Genomic DNA, 23,779 nt, shown 5'->3' with positions numbered 1-23,779 from the left:
CGCCGTCGGACCCGCGAACCGGGCCCCGGGACCGGTCAGTCCTGGCGGACGAGGGGGGAGAGCCGGCCGCCGCGCTCGGCGGCCCCGGAGAGCCCCACGGACTCGAGCCAGTTGCCGAGCATCCGGTAGCCGCCCTCGGTGAGCACGGACTCGGGGTGGAACTGCACGCCCCACAGGGGCGCGGTGCGGTGGGCCAGTCCCATCACGACGCCGTCCTCGGTCTCGGCGGTGATCTCCAGGACCGCATCGTCCACGGTGGGCCGCACGGCGGCCAGCGAGTGGTAGCGGGTGGCGGTGAACGGCGAGGGGACGCCCTCGAACATGGGGTGCTCGCCGTGGCGGACCAGGGACGTCTTGCCGTGCATGAGGGATTCCGCGTGCGTCACGGTGGCGCCGAACGCCTCCGCGATGGCCTGGTGCCCCAGGCACACCCCGAAGAGCGGGCGGCCGCCGTCGGCGGCGGAGCGGATGAGGTCGAGGGAGACACCGGCGTCGGCGGGCGCGCCCGGCCCGGGCGAGATGAGCACGGCCGTGTGCTCGGCCGCGAGCTCGAGGGCGCGGGCGGGGGTGACCTCGTCGTTGCGGATCACGGTGGTGCGGGCCCCGAGCTGCTCAAGGTAGCCCACCAGGGTGTAGACGAAGCTGTCGTAGTTGTCGACGACGAGGACGGAGACCTCGGGGCTCTGCACGGGGGCGCTCTTTCCTCCCCGCCGCGTGGGAGCGGGGTGCATAGACTGGCCGGGCACGTCGCTGACCCCGGTCCTGGGCAGGTCAGCAGGATACCGTCCCCGCCCCGGTCCCCGCCGGTGGGGGCGCCCACCACCCCCCCACCCGAGGAGAAGATCCGTGGCAGCACCCGCCGGCAAGCGCAAGGACTCGGCCCGTCGGAAGCGCGAGGAGCTCGAGGCCGCGCGCCGCAGCCGCTCCGCCGTGCGGACGGACCTCGGGGACGTGGACCCGGGTCCGAAGCCCCTCTCCCCCGGGTACAAGGCCGTGATGTTCGGCCTGCTGATCCTCGGCCTGCTCTGGATCATCGTCTACTACCTGACCCAGGGCCTCTTCCCGATCGTGCAGATCGGCGGCTGGAACATCCTCGTGGGCTTCGGCATCGCGCTCGTCGGGTTCCTGATGATGTCCCGCTGGAGCGAATGACACGCGTGTAGTTCTCCACAGTGGTGGACAACCCTGTGGATGAGGGATCCGCACGATCCGGCCCGGAGACGAGTTGTCCCCGGAGTTGTCCACAGGTGTGGACACCCCTGTGGGAAGAAGTGCACACCCGCCTGTGGAGAACTCCGGGGACGGTCGGGGACGACGGTCTAGCCGAGCAGGCCGGCCACCGTGACCCGGGCGGCGCCGAGCACCGTGAGCGCCACCAGCGCCGCCGCCACGACCACGAGGCCGGCCGCCTGGGCGCCCACGGACGGCACACGCGCCCGCCCGGGGCGCAGCCCGCCGGCCAGGGAGAACACGACGGCGACGACGGCGCCCGTCAGCAGCCCGCCCACGTGCACCTGCCAGGCCACCCCGGGCAGCAGGAACGAGAACACGAGGTTCAGGCCGATCAGCATGGCGATCGAGCGCACCTGGCCGCCCCGCACCCGGGTGAGCAGGAACAGGGCCGCGAACATGCCGTACACGGCGCCGGACGCCCCGACGACGGGCTGCAGCGGGTCCGAGACCCACAGCGCGAACACCGCACCGCCCACGGCGGAGAGCACGTAGAGGGCGAGGAACCGCCACCAGCCCAGCGCGGGCTCGAGCACGCGCCCGATCACCCACAGCGCGAGCATGTTCAGCAGCAGGTGTGTGGGACCGGAGACGTCGTGCACGAGCGCGTAGGAGGCCATCCGCCACGGCTCCATGCCGTACGGGGACGTGTAGAGCCCGGCGTACCAGAGCGCCTCGGTCACGCCGGACGCCTGATCCCGGGTCAGCCACTGCGCCGCGTAGACCACCGCCGTGACCGCCAGCAGGATCCAGGTGACGGGCGAGGCGGCGAAGCCCGTCCGCCGTCGGACCGGGACCGACGCGGCGGCGCCGGCGGGAGCCACCGTCGGAGCAGGGCCGGCCACGACGCCGGACGCACAGTCCACGCAGACCGGTCCGGCCGCGGAGCCGGGACGCTGGCAGTCGAGGCACGCGGGGCGCCGGCAGACGGCGCAGCGCACATACGCGGCACGGCCCGGATGCCGCGGGCACACCGGGGGTGTGCCGTCCGCGGAGTCCGGGCCGTGCGGGTCAGAGGGGGTGGTGCTCACCGAGGGGCTGCTCAGGCCTCGTCGATGTCGATGGACTCGATGACGACGTCCTCGAGCGGGCGGTCACGGGGATCGGTGGCGACGGCGTTGAGCTCGTCCACGACCTTCTGGGAGGCCTCGTCCTTCACCTCGCCGAAGATGGTGTGCTTGCCGTTGAGCCAGCCGGTGGGCACGGAGGTGATGAAGAACTGCGAGCCGTTGGTGCCGGGGCCGGCGTTGGCCATGGCCAGCAGGTAGGGACGGTCGAACTGCAGCTCGGGGTGGATCTCGTCGCCGAACTGGTAGCCGGGGCCGCCGATGCCCATGCCGAGCGGGTCGCCGCCCTGGATCATGAAGTCCTTGATGATGCGGTGGAACACGGTGCCGGAGTACAGCGGGGCGCCGTTGTTCTTCTCACCGGTCTGCGGGTGGGTCCACTCCTGCTCGCCGGTGGCGAGACCCACGAAGTTCTTCACGGTCTTCGGGGCGTGGTTGCCGAACAGCTCGACGACGATGTCGCCGTGGTTCGTGTGGATGGTCGCGGTGTGCGTCTTGTTCGCCATGCGCCCCATTGTTCCATCCGCGGCGGCGGGCCGTCCGGATCCCGCCGTCCGGGGGCGGGTCTTCCGCGATCGGCGTACGCACTCCCGGCGTGCCGGGACCCGTGCCACGGCGGGGGTCGGCCACTAGGCTGGGCCTCGAGGACCACCGCGTTCAACGACCATCCAGAACTCACGGGAGGCATCACATGGCTCGCACGACCCTGCACGACGAGATCCAGCACGACGGCGGCGCGAACGCGTTCGTCGCACGCCAGGCGGAGAACCTGCGCCACTGGGCCGCCCCGAAGGTGGAGTCCACCCGCGCCTGGAGCGAGGTGGCCGCGGCCTACGGGCTGATCGGCGGCTCCGCCGCGGCCGAGGAGGGCCGCCGCAAGGCCCAGGACGCCAAGAAGGAGTACGGCCCCATGGTCGAGCGCGGGGCGCGGAAGGCCGGCGAGGCCGTCGCGCACCAGTACGGGCTGCTGGCCCCCGCCGTCGCCAAGGGCGTGGACACCGTCCAGGACTTCCTCGAGCACCTGCAGGCCCAGGCGCAGGACGCCGGCCACGAGGTGCAGCAGCAGTTCGCCGCGGCGCGCAAGGACGCTGAGAAGGCCGCGAAGAAGGGCCGCCGTCGTGGGGGCCGCAAGGCCAAGCAGCTGCGCCGGGACGGCCGCCAGGCCGCCCAGGGCCTGCGCAAGGACGCGAAGAAGGCCGCCAAGGGCGCCCGCAAGGACGCGCAGCGGTCCGCCGCCCTGTTCAGCGACCGCGCCGGCCAGGCCAAGGACGCCGCCGCCGCGGGCGGCCTGACCCTCGCCGGCCTCCTCGCCACGGGTCTGTCCGCGCTGCAGGAGCAGGGCGGGAAGGTGGCCCCGCAGGTGCAGGCCCGCCTGGCCGACGCCGGCGACTACGCCCAGCGCCGCAAGGAGGAGGTCCTCCCCGTGGCCGCCGCCCGCCTGGCCGACGGCGCCGCGCACGCCCGCAAGACCGCCCACGACGTCGAGGTCCCGGACGCCCTGGAGCAGGCCCTGATCAAGCTCACCGGGGACAAGGCGATCGTGAAGCGCCTGCGCCAGGGCGCCGAGCAGTACGCCGGCGCCGCCGAGAAGGACCTGAACCGTGCCGCCGGTCGCCGGGCCTCCCGCTCGGGCGGCCGCGCCTGGATCGTCGCGGGCATGGCGGCCGCCGCCGCCGGCGCCGGCTTCGCCCTGTGGCGCCTGACCAAGCCGGTGCAGGATCCGTGGACCGCCCCGGTGCCGGGCCCGATCACCGCGAACATCCCGGTGGTGGAGGCCAACAACCCCTACGCCCAGCAGCAGAAGGTCGTGGCCGAGGCCGGCTCGGCCGCGGCGGGTCAGGGCGTGCGGGTGGACACCGCCACGCCGGACCCGGTGGCCGCCGCCAACGCGAAGGTGCTGGGCGTCCAGCCCGGGCAGCAGCGCTGACCCGCTCCCCCGCGCTCTGAGCGCGCAGCGGACGGCGACCGGCCCGCGCATCCTCGGCAGGACCGAGGGGGCGCGGGCCGGCGCGCGTCCGGGCGCAGGTCGGGGCGGGAGCCGGTGGGCCGCCGTCGAACGGGGCGCGGGCCTTGTCCACCGCCGGGAGCGCGCGGGAGGCTGGGAGCGCCCGGGATCCCGACGCCGGGCGGAGGAGTGATCTGCATGAGCACGACCCTGACCCTCTTCGGCCACTCGGCCGTCCGCCTCGAGAAGGCCGGTCGGCGCCTCGCGTTCGACCCCGGCGCGTTCAGCGACGCGGCGGTGCTGGACGGCGCGGATGCCGTCCTCGTGACGCACGGCCACCCGGACCACGTGGTCCCCGAGCAGCTGGCCAGGGCCGTGGCCGGCACGGAGGCGCACGTGTGGGCGCCACGGGATCTGACGGGGCCGCTGGCGGAGGCGGGACTCGACGCCGGACACGTGCACACGGCCGTGCCCGGGGAGACGTTCGAGGCCGCCGGCTTCCGGGTGGAGGTGCTCGGCGGGGAGCACGCGGTGATCCACGCCGAGGTCCCGCGCCCGGTCAACGTGTCCTACCTCGTGGACGGGGCCGTGCTGCACCCCGGCGACTCGTTCACGGTGCCGGACGCCGACGTCGAGGTGCTCCTGCTGCCCGCCGCGGCGCCGTGGCTGCGCATCGCGGACGTGGTGGACCAGATGCGGGCCATCGCGGCGACGCACACCCGCCCCATCCACGACGGCATCCTCAGCGAGGACGGCAAGGGCGTGGTGGACGGGGTGCTCTCGGGGCTCGCCGAGGGCGTGACCGACTACCGGCGTCTGGCCCCCGGGGAGCCCTGGACGTTCTGAAGCACGGGGAGGCAGCGGCCGCCCCGGGGCCGGTCACCAGCTGAGGGTGATCTCCAGCTCGGCGTCGCCGCCGTCCTCGACCTCGAGCTCCACCTCGAGGCCCACGCGGTCCGGGACGGTGACGACGACGTCACGGCCGCCGTGCTCGACCCGCACCTCGTTCTGCCGGGAGAGCTGGTCGGCGAGGTCGCGTAGGCGTGCGGCGGCCTGCTCACGGCTGAGGGTCTGCTGCTGCTCGTGCTCGAAGAGGTCCTTGCCCATGGCACCGACGGTAGCCGGTGGGCGGGGTGCGCGCGACGGACGGGCCCCGGCGCGGCCGCGCCGGGGCCCGTGCGGGTCAGCGGGACGCGGCCGGGGCGAGGGCGGGATCGTCGTCGCGGTGGATCTCGAAGCCGGGTGCCCGGTAGGTGGGCTCCCGGCGCTTGAGGGCGCGGATGACGAGCAGGGTCACCGGCACGATGAGGATCTCCACGAGAGTCTTGTACGCGAAGCCGGTCACCGTGTAGTTCGCCAGTTCCAGCAGCGAGATGGTGCCGGCGTAGGCGATGGTGCAGAAGATCAGGGTGTCGAAGAACTGGCCGACCACGGTCGAGAGGATGAGCCGGAACGCCACGTGCCGTTCCCTCATGCGCTCCTTGAGGCGGACCACGATGGACGCGTTGAGCAGGGAGCCCACGAGGAACGCGACGAAGCCGGCCACGGTGATCCGCAGCATGGGCGCGAGGGCCTGGTCCCACACCTCGAAGCCCTCGACGGGCGTGGTCCAGGAGACCACTGTGTAGGTGAGGGCGGCGAGCACGAGCATCGCGAAGCCGAGGACGATGGCGCGGCGGGCCCGGCGCCAGCCGTACACCTCGGCGAGGATGTCGCCGACGATGTACGCGAACGGGAACAGGAAGGCGCCGCCGTCGAAGATGAGGGGGCCGCCGTCGTAGAAGAGGTCCGAGATGACCGGGACGGTGGGGCCGTAGAAGAGCTTGGCCGCGGTGACGCCGGAGAGGATCAGGAGGGCGATGAAGACGCCCACGAAGATGTCGTAGTAGCTCGCGGGCACCCGGGCGTAGGCCGGAGTGCCCTGCCCAGAGGCGGGTCGGTCGGGGGACGGGGTGTCGATGGTGGTGTTCACCGGACCATCCAACACCACGCACGACGACGGCGGGCACGGTGGGCGGGTCCGGCGGCGGGGGTTCGGGGCAGGCCATCCCCGTCCCTCCGTGGGCAGAAACGCCCTCTCTTCTGCCCACGGGGCCCGAAGTCCTGCGGTTTGTGCCCCAGGAGCCCCCGGGTCGCCGGTTTCTGCCCACGGTGCCGGCGCCGGCGGCCACCCTGGGCATACGAAAGGGCCCGGGAATCTCACGACTCCCGGGCCCTTCTTCGGTGGAGGCAAGGGGACTCGAACCCCTAACCCCCTGCTTGCAAAGCAGGTGCGCTACCAATTGCGCCATGCCCCCGTGAGGACGGGTCAGTCCTCCGGTGCCGGCTCGACGCCGTCGGCGTCCTCCGGCAGGTCGTCCGTGGCCGTGGCCCAGACGTCCTTCCCCGCACTGTTCTCCCGCCAGAGACGCGCCCCATAGGCGGCTGCCGCGGCGCTGACCACGAGGGCCACGCGTGCCAGTCGACCCATGGGAAGACCTCCGGAGACGAACGGAGCCCCAGCGGACCGGGGCTCTGTGTGGTGGGAGTGGGCGTACCAAGACTTGAACTTGGGACCTCTTCGTTATCAGCGAAGCGCTCTAACCGCCTGAGCTATACGCCCTCACCGTCGCTCACGGCTGACGCCGTTCACAACAGGAGATGACTGTACAGGAACGCCGACGCCCCGCGCAAATCCGCGCGGGGCGTCGGCGAAGGTCGGCTCAGTCGTCCGTCAGCGTGACGCCGATGCCGCCCACGAGGCTCGCGCAGAGGTTGTAGAGCAGCGCGGCCACGGTGGCCAGGGCGGTCAGCAGGATGACGTTGACCACGGCCAGCACGGTGGCCAGCGAGGTCACGGTGCTCAGCGGGGCCAGGGACGCCACGGTGTAGCGCCCGGCCTCGGAGCCGAGCACGGTGCCGATCACGTCGTTGACCCTGTCGAAGATCCCGAGGACGTCGGACAGCGAGTACAGCGCCACCGCCGCCACCACCGTGAGGATGCCCAGCGCCACCGAGAGCAGGAACGCCAGCTTCAGCACGGACCACGGGTCCACCCGGGTCAGGACCAGGCGGGCGCGGCGCACCTTGGCCTTCGGGACGGCGCGGACCAGGTCCTCCTGCGAGGACCCGCTGGCCTTGCGCACCGGGCGGCCGGACCGCGGCTCGGCGGCCTTCCCGGTGCTCCGCCCCTGGCCGGGACGCGACGACGCGGACGTGCTCACTGCTCTCCTCCGTCTGCACCCTCACCGGCGTCCTGCGTCAGGGCGTCCTCCGGTGCGGCTACGGGGTCGGTCGGGTCGATGTCTGCGTCCAAGGGTACATCCGGCCCCGCCTCGGCCTCGGCGTCCGCCTTCGCCTCCATCTCCTGCTCATTGTTCAGGGTGACGGCGACGATCCGGTCCCGCTTGTCCGGCTTGGCGAAGATCACGCCCATCGTGTCGCGGCCCTTGGCCGGCACGCCGGCGACGGCGGAGCGCACCACCTTGCCCGAGGCCATCACCACGAGGACCTCCTGGTCCTCGCGCACCACGAGACCGCCGGCGAGCTCGCCGCGGTCGTCCACGAGCTTGGCGACCTTGATGCCGAGGCCGCCGCGGTTCTGCAGGCGGTACTCGTCCACGTGGGTGCGCTTGGCGAAGCCGCCGTCCGTGACGGTGAAGACGTAGCCGTCCTCCTCCACCACGTCCATCGTCAGCAGGGAGTCGTCGTCGCGGAACTTCATGCCGGTCACGCCCGAGGTCGCACGGCCCATGGGACGCAGCGCCTCGTCCGTGGCGGTGAACCGCAGGGACTGGCCCTTGTGCGAGATCAGGATGAGGTCGTCGTCGGGTGAGACCACGCGGGCCGAGACCAGCTCGTCCCCCTCGCGCAGCTTGATCGCGATCAGGCCGGCGGTGCGGTTCGTGTCGTAGTCCAGCAGCGGCGTCTTCTTCACGAGGCCGCCGCGCGTGGCGAGCACGAGGTACGGGGCCCGGCCGTAGTCCACGAGCGGCTGGATCTGGGCGATCCGCTCGTCCGGCTGGAACGCGAGCAGGTTGGCCACGTGCTGGCCCTTCGCGTCGCGGCCGGCCTCGAGCAGCTCGTACGTCTTGATGCGGTACACGCGGCCGAAGTTCGTGAAGAACAGCAGCCAGTGGTGCGTGGACACGGTGAGGAAGTGCTCGACGACGTCGTCGCCGCGCAGCGTCGCCCCGCGCACGCCCTTGCCGCCGCGCGCCTGGGACCGGTACTGGTCGATCCGGGTGCGCTTGACGTAGCCGCCGCGGGTGATGGAGACGACCATCTCCTCCTCGGGGATCAGGTCCTCGATGGACATGTCGCCGTCGAAGCCGGCCATGATCTCGGTGCGGCGGTCGTCGCCGTGCTTGGCCACGATCTCGGCGAGCTCCTCGGAGATGACCTCGCGCTGACGCTGCGGGGACTCCAGGATCCGGTTGTACTCGGCGATCTTCGCCATGAGGTCGTCGTACTCGTCCTGGATCTTCCGGGACTCCAGGGCAGCGAGCTGGCGCAGCTGCATCTGCAGGATGGCCTGGGCCTGGACGTCGTCGATGTCCAGGAGCTCCTTGAGGGCCTCGCGGGCCACGTCCGCCGAGGCCGAGCGGCGGATGGTCGCGATGACCTCGTCCAGCATGTCCAGGGCCTTGAGCAGACCGCGCAGGATGTGCGCGCGCTCCTCGGCCTTGCGCTTGCGGAACGCGGTGCGGCGCACGATCACGTCGATCTGGTGCTTCACCCAGTGGTGCACGAAGCCGTCCAGGGACAGGGTGCGCGGCACGCCGTCCACGAGCGCGAGCATGTTGGCCGAGAAGTTCGACTGCAGCTCGGTGTGCTTGTAGAGGTTGTTCAGCACCACCTTGGCGACGGCGTCGCGCTTGAGCACGATCACCAGGCGCTGGCCGGTGCGGCCGGAGGTCTCGTCGCGCATGTCCGCGATGCCGCTGATCTTGCCGTCCCGCACCATCTCCGCGATCTTCGCGGCCAGGTTGTCCGGGTTGGTCATGTAGGGCAGCTCGGTGACCACGAGGCACGTGCGGCCCTGGATCTCCTCCACGTTGACCACGGCGCGCATGGTGATGGGGCCGCGGCCGGTCCGGTAGACCTCCTCGATGCCCTTGCGGCCCAGGATCTGGGCGCCCGTGGGGAAGTCGGGGCCGTGCACGCGGGCCAGGAGCGCCTCGAGCAGCTCCTCGCGAGTGGCCTCGGGGTGCTCGAGGTACCACTGCACGCCCGCGGCCACCTCGCGCATGTTGTGCGGCGGGATGTTCGTGGCCATGCCGACGGCGATGCCCGAGGAGCCGTTGACCAGCAGGTTCGGGTACCGGGCGGGCAGGACGACGGGCTCCTGCTGCTTGCCGTCGTAGTTGTCCTGCATGTCGACGGTGTCCTCGTCGATGTCCCGGACCATCTCCATGGCCAGCGGGGCCATCTTGGTCTCGGTGTAGCGCTGGGCGGCCGCGCCGTCGTTGCCCGGGGAGCCGAAGTTGCCCTGGCCGAGCGCCAGCGGGTAGCGCTGGACCCAGTCCTGGATGAGGCGCACGAGGGCGTCGTAGATCGCGGTGTCGCCGTGCGGGTGGTAGTTGCCCATCACGTCGCCCACCACGCGGGCGGACTTGTTGAACGCGCGGTCCGGGCGGTAGCCGCCGTCGTACATCGCGTAGAGCACGCGACGGTGCACGGGCTTGAGGCCGTCGCGCACGTCCGGCAGCGCGCGGCCGACGATCACGGCCATCGCGTAGTCCAGGTACGAGCGCTTCATCTCCGACTCGAGGTCGACGGGCTCGACCTTGTCGGCGGCGCCCTCGGGGAGCACGTAGTGCTCCACCTCGATGTCCAGGCCGGTCTGCGGGGGCTGCGGGGTCGGGGCGCCCTCGACGGGCTCGTCCGGGGTCTGGGGGGTGGTCTCGTCGCTCACGCGGGTCCTCTCGTGCTCCCCTCAGGCGGGGAGGGTGGTCGACTCAGGCAGGTCTGCGGGTCCGGCTCAGACGTCCAGGAAGCGGATGTCCTTGGCGTTCTGCTGGATGAAGCTGCGGCGGGACTCCACGTCCTCGCCCATCAGCATGGAGAAGACGGCGTCCGCGGCGGCGGCGTCCTCCATGGTCACCTGCAGCAGGGTGCGGTGCTCCGGGTCCATGGTGGTGTCCCACAGCTCCTGGTAGTTCATCTCGCCCAGGCCCTTGTAGCGCTGCACGCCGTTGTCCTTGGGGTAGCGCCAGCCCTTGGCCAGGCCGGCCTCGACGGCGGCGTCGCGCTCCTCGTCCGAGAACACGTAGTCGTGCGGGGCGTTGGACCACTTGATGCGGTACAGCGGCGGCTGCGCGAGGAACACGTGGCCGGCCTCGATGAGCGGGCGCATGTACCGGAACAGCACGGTCAGCAGGAGCGTGGTGATGTGCTGGCCGTCCACGTCCGCGTCCGCCATGAGCACGATCTTGTGGTACCGCAGCTTGGAGATGTCGAACTCCTCGCCGATGTTGGTGCCGAACGCCGTGATCATCGACTGGATCTCGGCGTTGCCGAGGGCCTTGTCCAGGCGGGCGCGCTCCACGTTCAGGATCTTGCCGCGCAGCGGCAGGATGGCCTGCGTCTCCGGGTTGCGGCCCTGCTTGGCCGAACCGCCGGCGGAGTCGCCCTCCACGATGTACACCTCGCAGCGCTCGGGGTCCTTCGAGGAGCAGTCGGCCAGCTTGCCGGGCATGCCGAAGGACTCCAGCGGGGACTTGCGGCGGGCGTTGTCCCGGGCCTTGCGGGCGGCCAGGCGGGCGTGCGAGGCCATGATGGCCTTGCGGATGATCTCCTTGGCCGGCCCCGGATTGCGCTCGAACCAGTCGCCGAGGTGGTCCGTGACCGCCTTGGACACGAACCCGCGGGCCTCGGAGTTGCCGAGCTTGGTCTTGGTCTGGCCCTCGAACTGCGGCTCGGAGAGCTTCACAGAGATCACGGCGGTCAGGCCCTCGCGGATGTCCTCGCCCGAGAGGTTGTCCTCCTTGGGCTTGAGGATCTCCTTCTCCCGCGCGTACCGGTTGACCAAGGAGGTCAGCGCGGCGCGGAAGCCCTCCTCGTGGGTGCCGCCCTCGTGGGTGTTGATCGTGTTCGCGTAGGTGTGCACGGACTCCGAGTAGGCGGAGGTCCACTGCATGGCCACCTCGACGGCCATGGAGCGGCCGTCCGAGAAGTCCTCGGCCTCGAAGGCGATGACGTCGTCGTGGACGTACTCGACCTTCTTGGCGGAGTTGAGGTGCTGGACGTAGTCGAGCAGGCCGTTCTCGTACAGGTAGGTGACGGAGCGGCGCTGGGGCTCCTGCTCCGTGTCCTCCGCCAGGCCGTTCTCCGCGACGTCCTCGCCGGCGGCGCCCTCGCCCGCGATCTCGTCGTCGACGACCTCGTTGGACTCCTGGACGCGCTCGTCCGTGAGGGTGATGCGCAGGCCCTTGTTGAGGAAGGCCATCTGCTGGAAGCGGGCGCGCAGGGTCTCGTAGTCGAACTCGATCGAGTCGAAGATCTCCGCGTCCGGGTAGAACGTCTGCACGGTGCCCGTGGCGTCCGTGGCCTCACCCTTGACCAGCTCGCCCTGGGGCACGCCGCCGTCCGCGAAGGACATGCGCCACACGTGCCCCTGACGGCGGACCTCGGTGTCCACGCGGCGGGAGAGCGCGTTGACCACGGAGATGCCCACGCCGTGCAGGCCGCCCGAGACGGCGTAGCCGCCGCCGCCGAACTTGCCGCCGGCGTGCAGGATCGTCATGACGACCTCGACGGTCGGCCTCCCCTCGGTGGGGTGCAGGTCCACGGGGATGCCGCGGCCGTCGTCCGCCACGCGCACGCCGCCGTCGGCCTGCAGCGTGACGTCGATGCCGGTGGCGTAGCCGGCCAGCGCCTCGTCCACGGAGTTGTCCACGACCTCGTACACGAGGTGATGCAGGCCCCGCGGGCCGGTGGAGCCGATGTACATGCCGGGGCGCTTGCGGACGGCCTCGAGGCCCTCGAGCACGGTGATGGCGCTGGCGCCGTACTCACCGGGCACCTTCCGGTCCTTCACCGGGGCCTCGGGCTGCCCGACGGCGTCCGGCACGGCCTCCGGGTTCGGCGCGGCCGACGCGGCGGTCGGCTCCTCCGCGGGGTTCTCGGGCATGGCGTCAACCACGGGTGGCTCACTTCCTCGGACGTCGGCGGCAGGGTCGACCCGCGCGCAGGCGCGCGACGCCGCCCGGACAGGACCGGCACGCGACACGCTCCCGCAGATCCACGGGGGCGGGGGACGGACGACGGCCGGCCCCCTCTCACTGGTCCCAGTGTACCGCCTGACACCCCGAGGGCCCGCATCGACGGGGGTCCGCCGCGGGAGAACACCCGCTCAGCGGCCAGGGACACGGCTCAGGACGCGCGCAGGAGACCGCCTATGCCTCCCGGGCCGTCACCGACCCTGTGACCGCGCTAGAGCGGCGCCCATGGCCTCGCCGCGTCCGGGTCGTCGTCGGGCGCCGCGCGGATGGCCGCGGACTCAGCCGTAGGTGTCGCGCGGCCCGCGTCCGCCGCGCACGGTGCGCGGCCCCCTGCGCCAGCTCGGGGCCTGGGGCCCCGCCACCTCGATGCGGGTCACGACGCCGGGCCCGAGCGCCTCGTCGAAGCGCTGCAGGAGCACGGGGCTCATCAGGCGCAGCTGCGTGGCCCACGCGGTGGAGCTCGTCCGGACCCGCACCACGGAGTCCTCGAAGCTCTCCGGGCGACAGTGCAGCGCGATCTCCGGCCCCACCAGCTCGGCCCAGCGGGTGAGCACGGAGCCGACCGCCACGGGGGTGGACCAGCCGCGATCGCGGATCAGTCGGCCGAACACGGTGGACACCGTGGCCGGGTCCCGGTCCGCACCCCCGAACGGGCGCCGACGGTCCTGCCGCTCCCGGCCGGCCGCCGTCGTGCCCGCCATGGCCCCGGCCAGGCCCGCGCCCGTCCCCCGCGCCCGCAGCGGCGCCTCGCCCCGCTCCCGGGCGGCCTCGCGGACCCGGCGCAGCTGTACGAGCGCCAGGTCCGGCCGGTCCGGCTCGAACGGGGCGGGGGTCTCAGCCATCGGCCCCGCCCTCGCGCCGGGGCTCGCGGATGTCGCCCTCCACGGGGGCCGCGGCGGCCACGGCCTCGGAGCCCTCCGCGTCCTGGCGGATGAGCACGCGGTGGGCCGTGAGCTCCTCGGGGACGTCCTCGAGTGCGGCGGCCGTGACGATCACCTGCTCGGCCCGGTGGACGAGCGCGGCGAGGCGGCGACGACGGGCGGCGTCGAGCTCCGCGAACACGTCGTCCAGGATCAGGACGGGGCGGGCGTCGGGGTCCGGGTCGTCGGCCACGAGCACGTCGTAGGCCGCCATGCGCAGGGCGAGCGCCAGCGACCATGTCTCCCCATGGGAGGCGTAGCCGCGCGCGGGCGCCGGGCCCAGGAAGAGGGCGAGCTCGTCCCGGTGGGGGCCCACCAGGGTCAGCGCCCGTGCCCGTTCCTCCTCCCGCTGGGCCTCGAGCGTCCGGCGCATGTCCGCGGCCAGGTCCGCCACGGCCGGGACCTCCGCGTGGGTGCCGCGGGCCAGCGGGACGGTGGACTCGTAGGCGTAGGCCGCGGCCTTGGAGCCGTTCGTCAGCGCCGCATACATCTCCTGGAGGGGGCGGGCCAGCAGGCGCAGCACGTGCAGGCGGCCGTGGAGCAGGCGGGCGCCGGCGGCGCAGAGGTGCTCGTCCCAGACGGCGAGCGTCGCGTCCTCCTCCGGGCCCCAGCGGCGAGAGCCGCGGCCCGACTTGAGCAGGGCGTTGCGCTGACGCAGCACGCGTTCGTAGTCGGCGGCGGCCTCGCCGAGCGCCGGACGCAGCTGCACCATGAGCTGGTCGAGGAGACGACGGCGGCCGCCCGGCTCCCCCGTCACGAGGCTGAGGTCCTCCGGGGCGAAGACCACGGTGCGCAGGATCCCGAGGCCCTCCTTCGCCCGCACGGGGGCGCCGCGGTTGATGGCCACCCGGTTGGACCGGCCCGGCAGGATCTCCAGCTCGAGGGCGACGGTGCGGGAACCGCGGTGCACGCGCCCGGCCATCCGGGCCCGGTCCCGGCCGAAGCGCACGAGCTGCGCGTCCGAGCTGACCCGGTGGGACTGCTGGGCGCCGAGGTAGCCGATCGCCTCCACGAGGTTGGTCTTGCCCACCCCGTTGGCCCCGAGCAGCACCGTGGACCCCGGCGTCAGCTCCAGGTCGGCCCAGCGGTAGGACCGGAAGTCCGCGACGGTGAGGTGGGACAGGTACACGGGTGCGTCCGGCCCCCTGCGTCAGGCGATGCGCACCGGCATCACGAGGTAGCGGTAGTCGGAGACGACGCCGTCCTCCTGGTTCACGCCGGTGAGCAGGGCGGGCTTGGGCGCGGACGTGAAGGCGAAGCGCACCTGCGGCTGGTCCACCACGGCCAGGCCCTCGGAGAGGTAGGACGGGTTGAACGCCACGGTGATGTCCTCGCCCTCGAGCGTGCACGGCACGGACTCGTTGGCGCTCGCGTCATCGCCGGTGCCGGCGTCCAGGGTGACCTGGCCCTCCGTGAACACCATGCGCAGGGCGGTGTTGCGCTCGGCCACGAGGGCGACGCGGCGGGACGCCTCGACCAGGGCGGCGGTGTCCACCACGGCCTGGATGGGGCTGGACTCGGGGAAGAGCGAGCGGATCTTGGGGTACTCGCCGTCCACGAGCACGGAGGTGGTGCGGCGGCCACCGGAGGCGAAGCCCACGAGGTCGGCGGTCTGACCGAGGAGGATCTCCAGGTCGCCGCCGGAGCCGAGGGACTTGGCGACCTCGGTGAGCGTGCGCGCCTTGATGAGCAGCGACGTCGAGAGGGACGGGTCCGCCGGGGTCCAGCGGATCTCCTTCATGGCCAGCCGGTAGCGGTCCGTGGCCAGGAAGGTCATGGTGTCGCCCTCGATCTCCACCTTCACGGCGGTGAGGATCGGCAGGGTGTCGTCCTTGGAGGCGGCGACGGTGACCTGGGCGACGGCGTGGGCGAACGCGGCGCCGTCCACGGTGCCCGCGGGGGCCGGCAGCTCGGGCAGGGCCGGGTAGTCGCCCACGGGCATCGTGGCCAGGGCGAAGCGGGAGGAGCGGCAGGTGACGAGCACCTTGCCGCCGTCGAGCTCCACCGTGACCTGGGCCTGCGGCAGGGAGCGGACGATGTCGTTCAGCAGGCGGCCGGAGACGAGCACCTGGCCCGCGGTCTCGACGTCGGCCTCGATCTCCAGGCGCGCGGAGGTCTCGTAGTCGAAGCTCGCGATGGACACGACGCCGGCCTCGGCCGTGATCAGCAGGCCCGAGAGCACCGGCACCGGCGGGCGCGGGGACAGGGAGCGTGCGGCCCAGGAGACGGCGTCGGTGAGGATGTCGCGTTCGACGGTGAACTTCACGAGCTGCACTGCCTCTCTGGGGGTGATGACGGGGGTTGCGGGCCCGGGGGGAACGGCGACACGCGGGCCTCAGCATAGGCGGTCCGCGCGGCGGGTGTCAGGTCGCCGACGAATGACAGCGGTGTGATTCCACGGATCTCGGGCGCCCGGGCGCAGCCCGGGCCCTCGAGGCGCTCAGCTCGGTGAGGGGCGGCGGAGATGATGTTGCTTGGCGGGATCTCTCCAGGGGGATCAGAAGGAGTGGTAGCGGGTGTGGATCCTGTGGAGAACGCCGTTCTGCCGCGTCACCATGCGGATTCGGCTGGGGGAACCGTGTGGACGCCCGCTCGTTCGGGGTGTGCATCCGGTGTGGACGAGCCCCGGAGGCCCTCCCCCGCTCTGCACAGGCCCGACCGGAGTTGTCCAGACTCGTCCCCGGATCCACCCCCCAGTTGTCCACATTCCTGTCCACAGGGCACGTCCACACCCGTCGAAATCCGCGAGATCATGCGGTTTTCGGCTGTGGAGATCTGTGGATACGTGTGGACCATCGAATGACACCCGTGTGATTCACCAGCCTGTGCACCGTCGTCGTCCCCAGGGGTGTGGACGCGGCGTGAGCGGCCTGATTCCGCCATCCACAGGGGCGGAGGTTGTCCACAGCACCGGGGGTTCTCCACAGAGTTGTCCACACCGGTGGACAATGTGGAAGAAGGCTCGAGTCCCGGTCGAAGGTTCGAACCGGGACTCGAGGGTGGGACAGCGGGTGGCTCAGGCGCCGCGCTGCTTCCGCTTGATCTCGTTGGTGAGCTCGGTGACCTGGTTGTAGATCGTCCGCCGCTCGGCCATCAGCTCGCGGATCTTGCGGTCCGCGTGGATGACGGTGGTGTGGTCGCGGCCGCCCAGGACCTGGCCGATCTTGGGCAGGGACATCTCGGTCAGCTCGCGCAGCAGGTACATGGCGATCTGCCGCGCCGTCACCAGCGTGCGGGTGCGGGACTTGCTGGTCAGCTCCTCGAGGGTGAGATTGAAGTACTCCCCCGTGGCGTGCAGGATCAGCTCCGGGGTGATCTCGTGCGCCGTCTCGTCCGTGATCAGGTCCTTGAGCACATGCTCGGCCAGCTCGATGTCCACGGTCTGCCGGTTGAGCGAGGCGAACGCGGTCACGCGGATCAGCGCGCCCTCGAGCTCGCGGATGTTCGTGGAGATGCGCGAGGCGATGTACTCCAGCGCCTCCGGCGGGGCCACGAGCCCCTCGGCCTCCGCCTTCTTCCGGAGGATCGCGATGCGCGTCTCGAGGTCCGGCGGCTGGATGTCCGTGATCAGCCCCCACTCGAAGCGGGAGCGCAGCCGGTCCTCGAACCCGGAGAGCTGCTTGGGCGGCAGGTCCGAGGTGATGACCACCTGCTTGTTGTTGTTGTAGAGCGTGTTGAAGGTGTGGAAGAACTCCTCGACCGTCGCCTCCTTGTCCGCCAGGAACTGGATGTCGTCGATCAGCAGGATGTCCACGTTGCGGTAGACCTGCTTGAACGAGGCGCCCTCGTCGTGGCGGATGGAGTTGATGAAGTCGTTGGTGAACTCCTCCGAGTTCACGTACCGCACCCGCAGGCCCGGGTAGAGGCGGCGGGCGTAGTGCCCGATCGCGTGCAGTAGGTGCGTCTTGCCCAGGCCGGACTCGCCGTAGATGAACAGCGGGTTGTACGCCTTCGCCGGCGCCTCGGCCACCGCGTTCGCGGCGGCGTGCGCGAACCGGTTGGACGAGCCAATCACGAACGTCTCGAAGTGGTAGCGGTCGTTGAGGCGGCTGGTCTCCGCGGACGTCGACGGCGGCGCGGGAGTCGGCTTGCCGTTCCCGCTCGGGGCCGCGTTCGCGGCGGGCACGACGTCGGCCGGCGGCTCGATGCGGAAGCCCGGCAGCTCCTCGGCGACGGCGCGGCGGGAGGTGGCGGCGGTCGCGGCCGGGGGCAGCTCGACGTCCGGCGCCGCGGCGTCGGACGGCCCGCCGGCGAGGGAGGAGCGGCGGGCCTCGGAGGAGGGGGTCCGCGGCGGCTGCAGGTTCGCATCGATCGAGATGGCCAGCAGGATCTCCTCGCGGAACTCCTGGGTCAGGGCGTCCGTGAGGGCGTCGGCCACCTGGGTGCCCTGGAGGGTCTCGCGGGTGGTCTCGTTCGGCACGGCCAGCAGGAGCGTGTTGCCGATGAGGCCCTGCGGCTGGGCCAGGTAGACGAAGCCCATGAGGCGGGCGCTGACCCGCGCGTCGTCCTCGAGGGAGCCCACGACGGAGCGCCACGAGCTGAGCACGGCCTGGTCTGCCACCACGGAGGCTTCCTTTCCTGGGACAGACGTCCCCGAGGACGGGGGCGGCTGCGCGAGACGGACGACGGTGCTCGGAGTCTAACGGTTGTCCACAGGGTTGTGCACAGACGGTGGACAACCCCTATCATCCTGTGGACGACCGTCCCGGGCGCCCACGGGCGTCCGGGATCCGCGCGCACCCGTTTGACCCCTGCGTACCCCGGCCACTAGAGTTGTCTGGTCCCCCGGGTGTTGGTTGATCGTGCCCGCCGGGGATTTCATGTCAGAGCCTCACCGGTCCTTCCCCCTGGTCCACCTGCTCAGGTCGACGGTCGAAGGCACACAACACGTCGTGGAGAGATCACAGTGACCAAGCGCACGTTCCAGCCCAACAACCGCCGTCGTGCCCGCAAGCACGGCTTCCGTGCCCGCATGCGCACCCGCGCCGGCCGCGCCATCCTGTCCGCTCGCCGCGGCAAGAACCGCGCCGAGCTGTCCGCCTGAGGACCTCGGTCCAGGGACGGCGCGCCCCGTGCTGCCCCGTGACCGTCGCGTCCGCACGCCCGCGGAGTTCCGTCACCTCGGTCGCACCGGCACCCGCGCGGGTCGGCGCACCGTCGTGGTGAGCGTCGCCACGGACCCCGATCAGACCCGGTCCACGTCGCCGAGCGCCCCTCGGCCGCGGGCCGGGTTCGTCGTGTCCAAGGCCGTGGGGAACGCGGTGACCCGCAACCGGGTGAAGCGGCGGCTGCGCGCCGTCGTCGCGGATCAGATGCGCCTGCCCCCGCTGCGCGACCTGCCGGTTCTGGTGCAGGTCCGCGCGCTGCCGGCCGCCGCCGAGGCGGACTACGCGCTGCTGCGCCGCGAGACCGTCGGCGCGCTCGGCAAGGCCCTGAAGCCGCACCTGCCCGCCGCCTCGGAGCACGCGTAGATGACCGTCACGCCCTCGCCCTTCGTCGTGCTCGAGCCCTCCCGTGAGTGGGGGCCGCTGCGCGCGCTGCCGTCCGCCCTGCTGGCGGGCCTGCTCACGGTCTATCGGGCCGTGGTCTCCCCGCTGTACGGACCCGTGTGCCGGTTCTTCCCCAGCTGCTCCGCCTACGGGCTGGAGGCCGTGCACGTGCACGGCGCGGTGAAGGGGTCGTGGCTCGCCGCGCGGCGCATCGGCCGGTGCCATCCCTGGAACGACGGCGGCGTGGACCCGGTCCCGCCCGGGCACCGACGCTGGCCGCCGGGCCGGCAGCCGCGCATCCTCGCCCTGAACCACCCTCCCATCCCACCTGATCTCCCGCAGGAGGATTGACCCCCATGTTCGAAGCCATCCTCTCCCCGTTCCGCTGGCTGATGTCCTGGCTGCTCGGGGCGTTCCACAGCATCCTGGAGTTTGCGGGCCTGCCCGCGGACTCCGGCTGGACGTGGGCCCTGTCCATCCTCCTGCTGGTGGTGCTCATCCGCACCCTGCTGATCCCGCTGTTCGTCAAGCAGATCAAGGCGCAGCGCGCCATGCAGGCCATCCAGCCCGAGCTGCAGAAGCTGCAGGCCAAGTACAAGGGCAAGAAGGACCAGCTCTCCCGCCAGGCCATGGCCATGGAGCAGCAGGCGCTCATGAAGGAGCACAAGGCGAACCCGTTCGCCGCCTGCCTGCCGCTGCTGATCCAGATGCCGTTCTTCTTCGCGCTGTACCAGGTGCTGATCGGCGCCCGCGGCGCGGCCGAGCGCGGCGAGGCCATGGACGCCCTGTCCGCGGACCAGATCCGCTCCTTCGAGGGCTCCACGATCTTCGGCGCCCGCATGTCGGACACCTTCATGAACTCGCTCGGCGCGCCGGGCAGCACGCCCGTGATCGTCACGGCGATCGTGCTGATCCTGCTGATGTCGGGCTCGATGTTCTTCATGCAGAAGATGCTCATGACGAAGAACATGACGCAGCAGGCCCTCTCCGGCCCGATGATGCAGACGCAGCAGATCATGCTCTACGCCATGCCCCTGATCTTCGGCATCGGCGGCATCAACTTCCCCATCGGCGTGCTCCTGTACTGGACCTACTCCAACTTCTGGGCCGTCGGCCAGCAGTGGTGGATCATCCGCAACAACCCGACCCCGGGCTCCCTCGCCGAGAAGGAGCTCAACGAGCGCCGCGCCGCCAAGGGCCTGCCCCCCGTGGGCCAGAAGGTGTCGAACGCCGAGGCCACGCCCTCGTCCGCGCACACCCAGGCGGGCCGCGGCGGTGCCGTGCTGAACGGTGAGGTCGTCCGCCAGTCGGGTCAGCGCGTCCAGCCCCAGCGCAAGAACCGCAGGAGGAAGTGAGCATGTCCGCCGAGAACGTGACCCCGGCCCCCGAGGCCGAGGACGCCGTCGTCGAGACCCCCGCGGGCCAGGGCTCTCGCGTCGCGGAGCAGGACGATGCCGCCGTCTCGGAGGCGGTGCGCCGCCTCGAGCAGGAGGGCGACGTCGCCGCGGACTACGTCGAGGAGCTGCTCGACATCGCGGACCTGGACGGGGACATCGACATCGAGGTCCGCGACGGGCGCACGTACGTGTCCGTCGTCTCCGAGGACCACGACGAGCGCCTGGACGGCCTCGTCGGCCCCGACGGCCGCACCCTGGAGGCCCTGCAGGAGCTCGTCCGGCTGGCCGTGCTCGCCGCCACCGGGCACCGCTCCCGGCTGATCCTGGACGTCTGCGGGCACCGGGAGCGCCGCAACGTCGCCCTGCGCACCGCCGCCCAGGCGGCCGTCGAGCGCGTCCGCGCCGGCGAGGGTTCCGTGCACCTCGAGCCCATGGGCGCGTACGAGCGCAAGATCGTCCACGACGTCGTCGCGGACGCCGGCCTGACCTCCGAGTCGGAGGGCGAGGGCGCCCGCCGGCACGTGGTCATCTCCGCCGATGACTGAGCAGGGTTCGGCCTACGAGCGGCGCCCCGGGCTGGATCCACAGGACCGGGGCGAGCGCCCCGCGCCCGTGGGGCAGTCAGCACCGCCGCTGACCGATGCGCTGCGGCCGGCCGCCGTCGAGCTGTTCGGCGAGGCACTCCCCCGGGCCGAGGCGTACGTGGCCCACCTGGCGGACACCGGCATCGAGTGGGGCCTGATCGGCCCGCGCGAGGCGCCCCGTCTCTGGGAGCGCCACGTCCTGAACTGCGCCGTGGTCGAGGAGCTCCTCCCGCAGGGCGCGCTCGTGGCCGACGTCGGCTCCGGCGCGGGCCTGCCCGGCGGCCTGTGCCTCGCGCTCGCGCGCCCCGACTGCCAGTTCCTGCTCATCGAGCCGCTCGAGCGGCGCGTGGAGTGGCTGGACATGGTGGTCGCCGACCTCGGCCTGGAGAACGTGGACGTGATCCGCGGCCGCGCCGAGCAGGTCTCCGGGAACCTCGACGTCGACGTCGTGACCGCCCGCGCCGTGTCCGCGCTGAAGACCCTCGTGCCGCTGACCATGCCGATGCTGCAGGGCGCCGGGGAGCTGCTGGCCATCAAGGGCCGCTCCGCGGCCGACGAGATCGCCGCCGCCCGCAAGGTCCTGCGCAAGTATGGTGGTGCCGAGCCCGAGATCCTCACGGTGGGCGAGGGCCTGCTGCCCGAGACCACCACCGTCGTGCGCGTCAGCGCGCGTCCCCGCTGACCCCTCCCCCACCGGGACGGGACGGGCCGGGCGGCAGCAGATCCGCACACCCGCGACCCAGGAGGTAGAGCCGCATGGCGCAGGAGCAGGAGAGCCGGGGTGGGGCCTGGAGGGCCCTGCGCCAGAAGTGGACCGGCCGGACCGCCGAGAAGGGCGGCGCCGACGCCGAGGAGCCCGCGCGGCTCCAGCGTCGCCGTCTGACGCGCCCCGACCGCACCCGCGTGTTCACGACGTCCAACCAGAAGGGCGGCGTCGGCAAGACGACGACGACGGTCAACCTGGCCGCGGCCCTCGCCCGCGCGGGCATGCGGGTGATGGTGGTGGACATCGACCCGCAGGGCAATGCGTCCACCGCGCTGAACATCCCCCACACCGGAGACGTCGCCTCCGTGTACGACGTGCTCCTGGGCGAGATGGAGATCCAGGACGTCGTGCAGGACGCCCCGGACGTGGACGGCCTGCAGGTGGTGCCCGCGACGATCGACCTGGCCGGTGCCGAGATCGAGCTGGTCTCGCTGGTGGCCCGCGAACAGCGACTGTCTCGGGCGCTGGAGGCGTACACCGCCTGGCGCGAGGAGGACGGCCAGGAGCGGCTGGACTACGTGTTCATCGACTGCCCGCCATCCCTGGGCCTGCTGACGGTCAACGCGTTCGTGGCGGCTGAGGAGGTGCTCATCCCGATCCAGGCCGAGTACTACGCCCTCGAGGGCCTCTCCCAGCTGCTCAAGAACGTGCAGATGATCCAGAAACACCTGAACCCGCGCCTCCAGGTGAGCACCATCCTGCTGACGATGTTCGACGCGCGGACCAACCTCGCCGTGCAGGTGGCGGAGGAGGTCCGGACGCACTTCCCGGAGCAGCTGCTGAACACCGCGATCCCCCGCAACGTCCGCATCTCCGAGGCCCCCAGCTATCAGCAGACGGTGCTGACTTACGACCCGGCCTCGGCCGGCGCCGTGGCGTACCGGGAGGCGGCCGCGGAGATCGCCGGCCGCGGTGCGCCGGCCGTGAAGGGCTGACGCGCAGGCGGTCTGCTGCGGTCGTCGCCGGGCTGCGCTGCTGACGACGACGAAGCCCGCCGGAGGGAGTGATCCCCCGGCGGGTTTCGTCGTGAGTGATTGCGGCCCCCAAAGATGTGGGATGGTAAGACAAGCGGAATCGCTGGGCATGTCGAAAGTTCGTGTTTCACGTGAAACGACGGTCTCCGTGGGGCGAGCGTGGTGCCGCCTCGGCGGGACGACGGGGAGGGGTGTCCGTGGTCGACCGCCTCCGTCTGACACGCTCCCGTCTCCTCTCCTGGGCCGGCCCCTCCGCCGCCGGCCAGGCGCACCTGTCGCGAGGCCTGGGTGGAGCCGCGGGCGGCGACGCACGAACTCACGGGGTGAACGGCATGGCGGCGGGGCGGCAACGGCGGCTGTGAGGGCCGGCGGTGCACGCTGCGTTGAAGTGCTCCGCGAGGGCTGCGCGACGCGTGGGGAACGTCCTGGCCGCCGGGCGCGGCCGTGCAGGGTATGGTCCGTCCCTCCTCCTTCACCCGGGTGCGCTGCAGCCTCGAGGATGCAGCCAGCGAGCAGGCCGGGTGCTGTGAGTGGGTGCCCCCTCTCCCCCACGGTCAGACCTCCTCGCCGTCGGTGACGTGCAGGGAATCGGGGCCAGAGCGGAGCACGAGCCGTGGTGTCGCCGCGAGGCGCGCGGCCGGTCTGCCGTCAGCGTGTGCGAGAGCAGACGTCAGCGGCGATGGTGGGCTGCTGTGATTCGTCTGAGTTGGAGGGGCCGAACGGCGGCGCCAGAAGGACAGTTCTATTGTGCATTCCTGTGTGCGGAGTAGGAGAGACTCCGGCGAAGAGGGGCGGCCGCACGCCCCCAATGTATACAGAGACACGCATGTGAGCTGGCACTTTGCGGAGTCAGCAGTGGTTAGCGGCTATCGTCGATGTTGATATGTGGACAAGATCTGTGGACAAGGGGACGTCGTGGGTAGGTGGCCGTGGGTGCCACCATGGCGCTGGTTGGTCTGGCGAATCCCCAGCGTGGCCCGACGGCTAGGTACGGGGTCGGCAGGGGGAATGCTGAGTCAGCCTGGGTCCCCTCCCCCGGGAAACCCGCATCAGCTCAGTGCGGGACGGTCAGGCCGCACGGTTCTGACCCCTGCAACGACGTGGAAGCAGGACGTCGATCACTCAGGTGGTGGCCGGGGGTTTCACGTGAAACACGATGCTCGCGCGTAGGTCTAGCGTCGATCCCTGGAGGGAGCCGCGTGC

General features: G+C 71.7%; 23 protein-coding genes and 2 tRNA genes. 10 read left to right on the top strand and 15 right to left on the bottom strand.

Annotated elements, in window-relative coordinates; all coding sequences use genetic code 11:
* Positions 1 to 35: 35 nt before the first annotated feature.
* Positions 36 to 689, bottom strand: coding sequence for an anthranilate synthase component II (locus ACFI33_RS03650; protein ID WP_049146857.1), 654 nt, complete (start codon positions 687 to 689; stop codon positions 36 to 38).
* Between the two features lie 157 nt (positions 690 to 846).
* On the opposite strand from ACFI33_RS03650, the gene ACFI33_RS03645 reads away from it, so the two are divergent.
* Complete coding sequence (locus tag ACFI33_RS03645; protein ID WP_044659935.1) at positions 847 to 1,152, top strand: cell division protein CrgA; 306 nt, start codon at positions 847 to 849, stop codon at positions 1,150 to 1,152.
* Positions 1,153 to 1,319: 167 nt separating this feature from the next.
* Here the strand turns inward: ACFI33_RS03645 and ACFI33_RS03640 are convergent, their stop codons facing one another.
* Both ACFI33_RS03640 and ACFI33_RS03635 read right to left on the bottom strand, forming a co-directional pair.
* Complete coding sequence (locus ACFI33_RS03640) at positions 1,320 to 2,261, bottom strand: rhomboid family intramembrane serine protease (protein WP_257966176.1); 942 nt, start codon at positions 2,259 to 2,261, stop codon at positions 1,320 to 1,322.
* 11 nt (positions 2,262 to 2,272) lie between these two features.
* Entirely contained in the window at positions 2,273 to 2,803 is a 531-nt protein-coding gene (locus ACFI33_RS03635) for a peptidylprolyl isomerase (RefSeq protein WP_010079725.1), read from the bottom strand.
* 185 nt (positions 2,804 to 2,988) lie between these two features.
* On the opposite strand from ACFI33_RS03635, the gene ACFI33_RS03630 reads away from it, so the two are divergent.
* A complete protein-coding gene (locus ACFI33_RS03630) occupies positions 2,989 to 4,224 on the top strand; it encodes a hypothetical protein (protein ID WP_101967591.1) in 1,236 nt (411 codons plus the stop codon).
* A 216-nt stretch (positions 4,225 to 4,440) separates the two neighbouring features.
* Complete coding sequence (locus ACFI33_RS03625) at positions 4,441 to 5,088, top strand: MBL fold metallo-hydrolase (RefSeq protein WP_049145002.1); 648 nt, start codon at positions 4,441 to 4,443, stop codon at positions 5,086 to 5,088.
* Positions 5,089 to 5,121: 33 nt separating this feature from the next.
* On the opposite strand, the gene ACFI33_RS03620 is transcribed toward ACFI33_RS03625, so the two are convergent.
* The 12 genes from ACFI33_RS03620 to dnaA all read right to left on the bottom strand — a co-directional run bounded on the left by ACFI33_RS03620 (position 5,122) and on the right by dnaA (position 17,930).
* Positions 5,122 to 5,349: an amphi-Trp domain-containing protein gene (locus ACFI33_RS03620; RefSeq protein WP_020624434.1), complete on the bottom strand. Its 228-nt coding sequence runs from the start codon at positions 5,347 to 5,349 to the stop codon at positions 5,122 to 5,124.
* A 76-nt stretch (positions 5,350 to 5,425) separates the two neighbouring features.
* Positions 5,426 to 6,214 (bottom strand): queuosine precursor transporter, encoded by a 789-nt coding sequence (locus ACFI33_RS03615; RefSeq protein WP_049145006.1) that lies wholly within the window; start codon positions 6,212 to 6,214, stop codon positions 5,426 to 5,428.
* A gap of 252 nt (positions 6,215 to 6,466) precedes the next feature.
* Positions 6,467 to 6,539: transfer RNA gene (locus ACFI33_RS03610), tRNA-Ala, on the bottom strand.
* A gap of 11 nt (positions 6,540 to 6,550) precedes the next feature.
* Positions 6,551 to 6,712, bottom strand: a complete 162-nt coding sequence (locus ACFI33_RS03605; protein WP_020624432.1) for a hypothetical protein — start codon at positions 6,710 to 6,712, stop codon at positions 6,551 to 6,553.
* A gap of 58 nt (positions 6,713 to 6,770) precedes the next feature.
* Positions 6,771 to 6,844: transfer RNA gene (locus ACFI33_RS03600), tRNA-Ile, on the bottom strand.
* A 100-nt stretch (positions 6,845 to 6,944) separates the two neighbouring features.
* Positions 6,945 to 7,445 carry a DUF3566 domain-containing protein gene (locus tag ACFI33_RS03595; RefSeq protein WP_049145010.1) on the bottom strand — a complete coding sequence of 167 codons (501 nt, stop codon included), beginning with the start codon at positions 7,443 to 7,445 and terminating at the stop codon, positions 6,945 to 6,947.
* Entirely contained in the window at positions 7,442 to 10,138 is a 2,697-nt protein-coding gene (gyrA, locus tag ACFI33_RS03590; protein ID WP_095353489.1) for a DNA gyrase subunit A, read from the bottom strand. The genes ACFI33_RS03595 and gyrA overlap by 4 nt, the downstream gene beginning before the upstream one ends.
* A gap of 66 nt (positions 10,139 to 10,204) precedes the next feature.
* A complete protein-coding gene (gene gyrB / locus ACFI33_RS03585; RefSeq protein ID WP_170747709.1) occupies positions 10,205 to 12,355 on the bottom strand; it encodes a DNA topoisomerase (ATP-hydrolyzing) subunit B in 2,151 nt (716 codons plus the stop codon).
* Between the two features lie 369 nt (positions 12,356 to 12,724).
* Positions 12,725 to 13,288 carry a DciA family protein gene (locus ACFI33_RS03580; protein WP_095347374.1) on the bottom strand — a complete coding sequence of 188 codons (564 nt, stop codon included), beginning with the start codon at positions 13,286 to 13,288 and terminating at the stop codon, positions 12,725 to 12,727.
* Positions 13,281 to 14,495: a DNA replication/repair protein RecF gene (recF, locus tag ACFI33_RS03575; RefSeq protein WP_036337311.1), complete on the bottom strand. Its 1,215-nt coding sequence runs from the start codon at positions 14,493 to 14,495 to the stop codon at positions 13,281 to 13,283. Before recF ends, ACFI33_RS03580 begins: the two co-directional genes overlap by 8 nt.
* Positions 14,496 to 14,516: 21 nt before the next feature.
* Entirely contained in the window at positions 14,517 to 15,632 is a 1,116-nt protein-coding gene (dnaN, locus tag ACFI33_RS03570) for a DNA polymerase III subunit beta (RefSeq protein WP_170747710.1), read from the bottom strand.
* Positions 15,633 to 16,382: 750 nt separating this feature from the next.
* Positions 16,383 to 17,930 carry a chromosomal replication initiator protein DnaA gene (gene dnaA / locus ACFI33_RS03565; RefSeq protein WP_095347376.1) on the bottom strand — a complete coding sequence of 516 codons (1,548 nt, stop codon included), beginning with the start codon at positions 17,928 to 17,930 and terminating at the stop codon, positions 16,383 to 16,385.
* A gap of 342 nt (positions 17,931 to 18,272) precedes the next feature.
* Here dnaA and rpmH point away from each other — a divergent pair, with 342 nt between their 5' ends.
* From rpmH to ACFI33_RS03530, 7 genes are all read left to right on the top strand, one after another.
* Positions 18,273 to 18,410, top strand: a complete 138-nt coding sequence (gene rpmH, locus ACFI33_RS03560; RefSeq protein WP_002856443.1) for a 50S ribosomal protein L34 — start codon at positions 18,273 to 18,275, stop codon at positions 18,408 to 18,410.
* A 28-nt stretch (positions 18,411 to 18,438) separates the two neighbouring features.
* On the top strand, positions 18,439 to 18,837 hold the full coding sequence (gene rnpA, locus ACFI33_RS03555; protein ID WP_002856442.1) for a ribonuclease P protein component: 399 nt from the start codon (positions 18,439 to 18,441) through the stop codon (positions 18,835 to 18,837).
* Positions 18,838 to 19,206 (top strand): membrane protein insertion efficiency factor YidD, encoded by a 369-nt coding sequence (gene yidD, locus ACFI33_RS03550; RefSeq protein WP_002856440.1) that lies wholly within the window; start codon positions 18,838 to 18,840, stop codon positions 19,204 to 19,206.
* A gap of 5 nt (positions 19,207 to 19,211) precedes the next feature.
* Positions 19,212 to 20,210 carry a membrane protein insertase YidC gene (gene yidC / locus ACFI33_RS03545; protein WP_049145020.1) on the top strand — a complete coding sequence of 333 codons (999 nt, stop codon included), beginning with the start codon at positions 19,212 to 19,214 and terminating at the stop codon, positions 20,208 to 20,210.
* Between the two features lie 2 nt (positions 20,211 to 20,212).
* Positions 20,213 to 20,797: a Jag family protein gene (locus tag ACFI33_RS03540; RefSeq protein ID WP_095347377.1), complete on the top strand. Its 585-nt coding sequence runs from the start codon at positions 20,213 to 20,215 to the stop codon at positions 20,795 to 20,797.
* Complete coding sequence (rsmG, locus tag ACFI33_RS03535) at positions 20,790 to 21,518, top strand: 16S rRNA (guanine(527)-N(7))-methyltransferase RsmG (RefSeq protein ID WP_127435143.1); 729 nt, start codon at positions 20,790 to 20,792, stop codon at positions 21,516 to 21,518. The genes ACFI33_RS03540 and rsmG overlap by 8 nt, the downstream gene beginning before the upstream one ends.
* A gap of 74 nt (positions 21,519 to 21,592) precedes the next feature.
* A complete protein-coding gene (locus ACFI33_RS03530; protein ID WP_049145027.1) occupies positions 21,593 to 22,537 on the top strand; it encodes a ParA family protein in 945 nt (314 codons plus the stop codon).
* Positions 22,538 to 23,779: the final 1,242 nt, after the last annotated feature.

Source organism: Micrococcus sp. PSi08 (assembly GCF_054960655.1).
This window is presented reverse-complemented; position numbering and strand designations above follow the sequence as displayed.